This is a genomic window from Nitrosomonas halophila (genome assembly GCF_900107165.1).
Classification (GTDB): domain Bacteria; phylum Pseudomonadota; class Gammaproteobacteria; order Burkholderiales; family Nitrosomonadaceae; genus Nitrosomonas; species Nitrosomonas halophila.
Genome location: NZ_FNOY01000108.1, coordinates 1 through 5,146, shown reverse-complemented (window position 1 = coordinate 5,146; position 5,146 = coordinate 1). Strand labels below are relative to the sequence as shown.

Genomic DNA, 5,146 nt, shown 5'->3' with positions numbered 1-5,146 from the left:
GACAGAAAAAAATCCGTAGTGCCAACCGACTCCAGTTGAAAATTTTAACTTGTTGAAAAATTGGGGATGTTTGAGATAGGGTCACGAAGTTGGGTTAACGAGCCCTTAGCTGCTTATCGGTGCGCAGGCGCACCCTACGTGAGGGACTGGTAACGATGGGATGGTTGTGGGGTGCGCTTGCGCACTACAAGACCGGCAGTGGATTGTTTTTGGCTGCCAGGGCAGTAGCAGGTTATTTTGGCGAGACTATCCTCGCGCTGAGCGAAGCTGTTTTCGGCTGACAGGGAAATAAGGAGAGTCTGGGCGAAACGCGTTTCGATCAATCTTGACGGGCCGCTGGCGCGGCACGTGACAGGCGTGGATTCGTTCAACAAATACGCGGCAACTGCTCACCGCTGAGCCAATCGACAATCCTGCGGCCACCGAAAGCCGTTTCCATTTGGACAAAGCATTGTGGATCCTCGATGACTTCACCGATGATGGCGGCTGCCTGTCCCAGGGGGTGGGCGCGCATCGTTTCCAGCAGGCGGTCGGCGTCTTCGGGCGGGCATATGGCGACCAGTTTGCCTTCATTGGCGATATAGAGTGGATCGAAACCCAGGAATTCGCAGGCGGCACGGACCGGTTCGCGTATGGGGAGCTGGTGTTCGTCGATGGCGATGCCGACTGCCGATTGCAATGCAATTTCGTTCAGGATGGTGGCCAGGCCGCCGCGGGTGGGGTCGCGCAATACCTTGATGGCGGGTACGGCAGCGATCATGTTGGCGACCAGGTCATGCAGGGCGGCGGTATCGGACTCGATTTCGGTGTGAAAACCGAGATTCTCGCGCAATGACAGGATCGTGATGCCATGGTCGCCCAGCGTGCCGGAGACCAGCACACGGTCACCGGGCCGGGCCCGGTCGGCGGCAATCTCGATCCCATCTGGTACGCTGCCGACGCCGGTGGTGGTGATGAAAATCCCGTCCCCCTTGCCCCGTTCGACGACTTTGGTGTCACCGGTGACGATCTGGATGCCGGCCGCTTGCGCGGCTGCGGCCATCGATGCAACGATGCGTTTGAGATCCGCCAGCGGAAAACCTTCTTCCAGTATGAACCCTGCCGACAGATAGAGCGGTTTGGCTCCGGCCATGGCGATATCGTTGAGTGTGCCGTGCACTGCCAGGCACCCGATATCGCCGCCGGGGAAAAACAGCGGCGAGATGACGTAGCCATCGGTCGACATGACCATCCGTCCCGTGGGCGGGGAAAAGCAGGCCTGGTCATTGAGCGCGCTGAGCATGGCATTGTCGAATGCGGAGACGAACAAGGTCTCGATCAATTGCGTCATGGCGCGTCCGCCGCCGCCATGGCTCATCTCCACCCGGCCGCGCTTGAAATCGATGGGGCGGACGTAACTGGAGCGGATTGCCTGTTTGTTGAAGGTCATTGTTGTGTCGTTGTGGATCTGGATTCGGTGAAGCGGCCATAACGGTAATAGGCTGCGCAGGCGCCTTCTGACGAGACCATGCAGGAACCGATCGGATTGTCGGGCGTGCAGGCAGTGCCGAAAATCTTGCAGTCGCGTGGATGCTTGACGCCACGCAGGATCGCCCCGCATTCGCAGGCCTTGTTATCGGGAATGGCCAGGGGCGCTATTTTAAAGCGTTTTTCCGCATCGAAATCGGCAAAAGTGGTTTTGATCTGCAGCGCGCTGTAGGGCACCCAGCCGAGGCCACGCCATTCGAAGGTGCGCCGCAATTCAAAGACTTGCGCAACCAGCTGTTGTGCCTTGCGATTGCCGTGGCGGCTGACCGCGCGCGTGAATTCGTTTTCGACTTCCGCCCGCCTGGCATTGATTTGCTGGATCAGCATCAAGATCGCCTGCATGACATCCAAAGGTTCAAAACCTGCGATCACGACCGGTTTCTGGAACTCCTCGGAGAAATATTCATATGGCTGGCTGCCGATGATGGTCGATACATGCGCCGGCCCGATGAATCCATCCAACCTGATTCGGCCAAGCGTGCGGATTTCAGGCGATTGCAGTATATGGGAGATGGCCGAGGGGGTGAGGACATGGTTGCAAAAGACACTGAAATTGGCCAGCCCCAGCGCCTGCGCCTGCAAAATGGCCACTGCGGTCGGGGGGGTGGTGGTTTCGAAGCCGATCGCGAGAAACACCACCTCCTTGTGCGGATTCTCGCCGGCTATCCGTAGCGCATCCAGGCTGGAATAGACCATGCGTATGTCAGCCCCGGCAGCCTTGGTCTTGAGCAGACTCATGCCATGGCTGGCCGGCACACGCAGCATGTCGCCATAGGTGCAGAGAATCACATCCGGCGTCTGCGCGAGCTGGATCGCGTTTTCGATCCGCCCGATCGGCAGGACACAGACCGGACAGCCCGGTCCATGGATCATATGGACGTTGTCCGGCAACAGATCGGTCACCCCATAACGGGAAATCGCATGGGTATGCCCGCCGCAAAATTCCATGAAATGATATTGCCGCCGGGGATCGGCCGCCCGCGCAATGTTGGCAGCGATTATTTTAGCCAATGCGCCATCCCGGAATTCATCGACATATTTCATGGTGAGGGCTCTCCGGCGCTATCCTGAGCGGACAGTTCCGCGAACAGTGCGAGCGTGCGGGCAGCCTCGGCCGGATCGATTTTTTCCAGGGCATAACCGACATGCACGATCACGTAATCACCCGGTTCAACATTCTCCACCAACGCCAGCGATATCTCGCGCCTGATACCGCTTAAATTGACGATCGCATCATCGCCGTTGATCTGTTCAACGCGGGCAGGAATGGCTAGACACATAAAGCTTGGATCTGAATTCGACAAATGGAAGCATATGATTTCTGGCAGCTACTTGGACGCACTAAGAGTGATCATACAGCAGTATCGCACCTGCTGCCGTGGCTGCCCAGTTATTAACCACGAATGGACACGAATACACACGAATACTGATTATCACCTCGGCTGTCATTCACCTGTAACCCAACCGGCCATCCAGCAGCCCTTCGCATCCCACGATCTCAGCACGGCCAAGCAGCTGTCCCATACACCTCATTACACCATTCGTGTGAATTCGTGTCCATTCGTGGTTTGCTCGGCGGCATATTCTAGAACAGCACTTCCGTGGAAAAGTAGGTGTAGTGGGTATTTCGGTCGCCGGGCGCGTCCGGTGCGTTGCGGGGGTACTTGCCGAAGTTGAAAAACATGTAACCGGCTTGCAGGATCACGTTTTGATGTACATGCCAGTTCATGCGCAGTTCGTAGGTATGACCGAGAAAACTGCCGGAGCGGCCATCTGGGTCGCTCAAGCCGGTGTTGATCCAGGGCGTCTTGGGATCGGCCAGCCAGGTGAGCCGATGCTGGAACGAGGCCATGAACTGGTCGAGCGGATGGACAAGCAGGCGGTAGGCGGCGGTCAGCAGATTGCTGCGCTGGAAGGGGCCGATGATACCGGTCGGCTCGAATTCGAACATGCGCCGCCCGTAGAGCAGATCGACATCCGGGCTGGCGTAGTCGAATTTGAGCTGAAACTGGGGATTCCACTTGGCATCGAAGGTGTAATCGATTTCGCTGTGATGGACATGGGCGAAGCGTCTGGCACTCGCGCGACTATGAAACTGGTATTGCGATTCAATCTCGAAACCGAACTGCCGCGTCCGGCTCGGTTTGAACAGACGGTAGCCGAACATATGGAAGTCGCGGTCACCAGTACGGCTTGAGTGGCCGATATAGTCGAGCTCAGCCCGCAGCCATGGCAGCCGCTCGGCGGGTGGAAGCAGCAGATAGGTGCCCCACAGGAAGTTGTCATTATTGCCGAGCGCCGGGTCGAGGGCGCGCATTTTTCTATCGACCGGCCAGACAGCGAAAGCATTGGATTCGAAATCATCCGGTCTGCCCGCCTTCCAATATACGCCATCGTAGGCATTGGTCGCATTGCGGAAATTGTTGCGCGCAATCCAGCGGCCTCTTCCCAGATCCATGTTGACCCGGCCGAGCTGAATCTCGGCCGGTAAATCCAAGTCGAAGATACGCTTGAAATGAAAATCGATATGTAATTGCTGGATATCGAATTGGTTGACATGACCGGTGTTTACGTTCGAGTCGGCTTCGTTCAGGTGCACCCGCGAATCCTGCAATTCGATCGTGAAGCGCAATGGGTCGAGCCGTTCCTGAATGGCGATCAATAAGCGGGTGCGATGAGACAGTTGTTGATCGATCGAGCGCAGCCCTTGCCGGAATTGCCCGTTCATGTATTCATAGCGGGTGCGATGCGAACCGGCCAGCAGCAGCCAATCCGGCAGGCGGATTCGATCGGGGAATCCGTTGGCATAAACGGTCAGCTCGCTCGTGGCCTCGCCAAACTCATCCGTGACCCGGCTGTCTTCGTGCAAGGCCAGTTGCGTGGGGGTTGGGTGGACAAAATCTGCTACGGTCTGGCGTGGGTCAATCACGGCATTTCGCCATGACGATACTGAAAAACGCCCGTCGCTCTTCTTGCCATCCGGATCGGGTGGGTCCGCGTACAGGGTCTGGGAAGAGATACCAAACAGAATCAAGGCGAGGAGTTTTCTGCCTGACGCGGGTTTAAAAGAATCATCGAGCATTGAATACGGGGCGTACTGGCTGGTTTCCGATTGGCTATGCTACTTCGGCACGCTTGCCTGTGTAAACCGGAAATAGCCAGTTTGTTTCCGAGCCATATCATGTATGCGGCAGAAACAGAGGCGGCCTTGCCCGCCTCTGTGAGTAGCGAGAGTAGGGTGCTTGCGCATCGTCAACCCCCCCGGCTTTAACTAACCACGAATGGACACGAATAGACACGAATACTGAAAACCACGGCAACTGGAATTCACCCCCCAACCGAACCGGCTATCACGCATTCACCCAGCCGTGCGACAAGATCCAACCAATGTGAGCGCCACCACCAAATAATTCGTGTCTATTCGTGTCCATTCGTGGTTAGTTTGTACGCAGTAACAGCAGCAAATCTAGCGGGTTGAAGTCCCGTCCGGGGAGTTGTCCGTACGCCCCGGTAGCATGAGGAAGCGGCGTCGCGGCAACGCGGGGTCGTGAGTTTCCACACAGCAAGAGAGCAGGCCGTAACGCAAGTGAACCCATGAGTAGCCTCGTAAACGAAGTGG

Annotated in this window: 5 protein-coding genes; 1 reads left to right on the top strand and 4 read right to left on the bottom strand. The window is 57.0% G+C overall.

Annotation, left to right across the window (positions count from 1 at the left end; genetic code table 11):
- Nucleotides 1–155 precede the first annotated feature (155 nt).
- On the top strand, nucleotides 156–281 hold the full coding sequence (locus BLV85_RS15860; protein WP_281245763.1) for a hypothetical protein: 126 nt from the start codon (nucleotides 156–158) through the stop codon (nucleotides 279–281).
- Between the two features lie 86 nt (nucleotides 282–367).
- On the opposite strand, the gene hypE is transcribed toward BLV85_RS15860, so the two are convergent.
- The 4 genes from hypE to BLV85_RS14120 all read right to left on the bottom strand — a co-directional run bounded on the left by hypE (nucleotide 368) and on the right by BLV85_RS14120 (nucleotide 4,609).
- The gene (hypE, locus tag BLV85_RS14135) at nucleotides 368–1,429 is read right to left on the bottom strand and encodes a hydrogenase expression/formation protein HypE (RefSeq protein ID WP_090415866.1); all 1,062 of its coding nucleotides are present in this window, start codon (nucleotides 1,427–1,429) and stop codon (nucleotides 368–370) included.
- A complete protein-coding gene (hypD, locus tag BLV85_RS14130) occupies nucleotides 1,426–2,571 on the bottom strand; it encodes a hydrogenase formation protein HypD (protein ID WP_090415865.1) in 1,146 nt (381 codons plus the stop codon). The genes hypE and hypD overlap by 4 nt, the downstream gene beginning before the upstream one ends.
- On the bottom strand, nucleotides 2,568–2,807 hold the full coding sequence (locus BLV85_RS14125) for a HypC/HybG/HupF family hydrogenase formation chaperone (protein ID WP_090415864.1): 240 nt from the start codon (nucleotides 2,805–2,807) through the stop codon (nucleotides 2,568–2,570). The genes hypD and BLV85_RS14125 overlap by 4 nt, the downstream gene beginning before the upstream one ends.
- Nucleotides 2,808–3,112: 305 nt before the next feature.
- Nucleotides 3,113–4,609 carry an alginate export family protein gene (locus BLV85_RS14120; RefSeq protein WP_090415863.1) on the bottom strand — a complete coding sequence of 499 codons (1,497 nt, stop codon included), beginning with the start codon at nucleotides 4,607–4,609 and terminating at the stop codon, nucleotides 3,113–3,115.
- Between the last annotated feature and the right edge of the window lie 537 nt (nucleotides 4,610–5,146).

Coding starts and splice junctions, on each gene's coding strand:
- BLV85_RS15860 (WP_281245763.1), top strand. CDS start 156: ATGGGATGGTTGTGGGGTGCGCTTGCGCACTACAAGACCGGCAGTGGA.
- hypE (WP_090415866.1), bottom strand. CDS start 1,429: ATGACCTTCAACAAACAGGCAATCCGCTCCAGTTACGTCCGCCCCATC.
- hypD (WP_090415865.1), bottom strand. CDS start 2,571: ATGAAATATGTCGATGAATTCCGGGATGGCGCATTGGCTAAAATAATC.
- BLV85_RS14125 (WP_090415864.1), bottom strand. CDS start 2,807: ATGTGTCTAGCCATTCCTGCCCGCGTTGAACAGATCAACGGCGATGAT.
- BLV85_RS14120 (WP_090415863.1), bottom strand. CDS start 4,609: ATGCTCGATGATTCTTTTAAACCCGCGTCAGGCAGAAAACTCCTCGCC.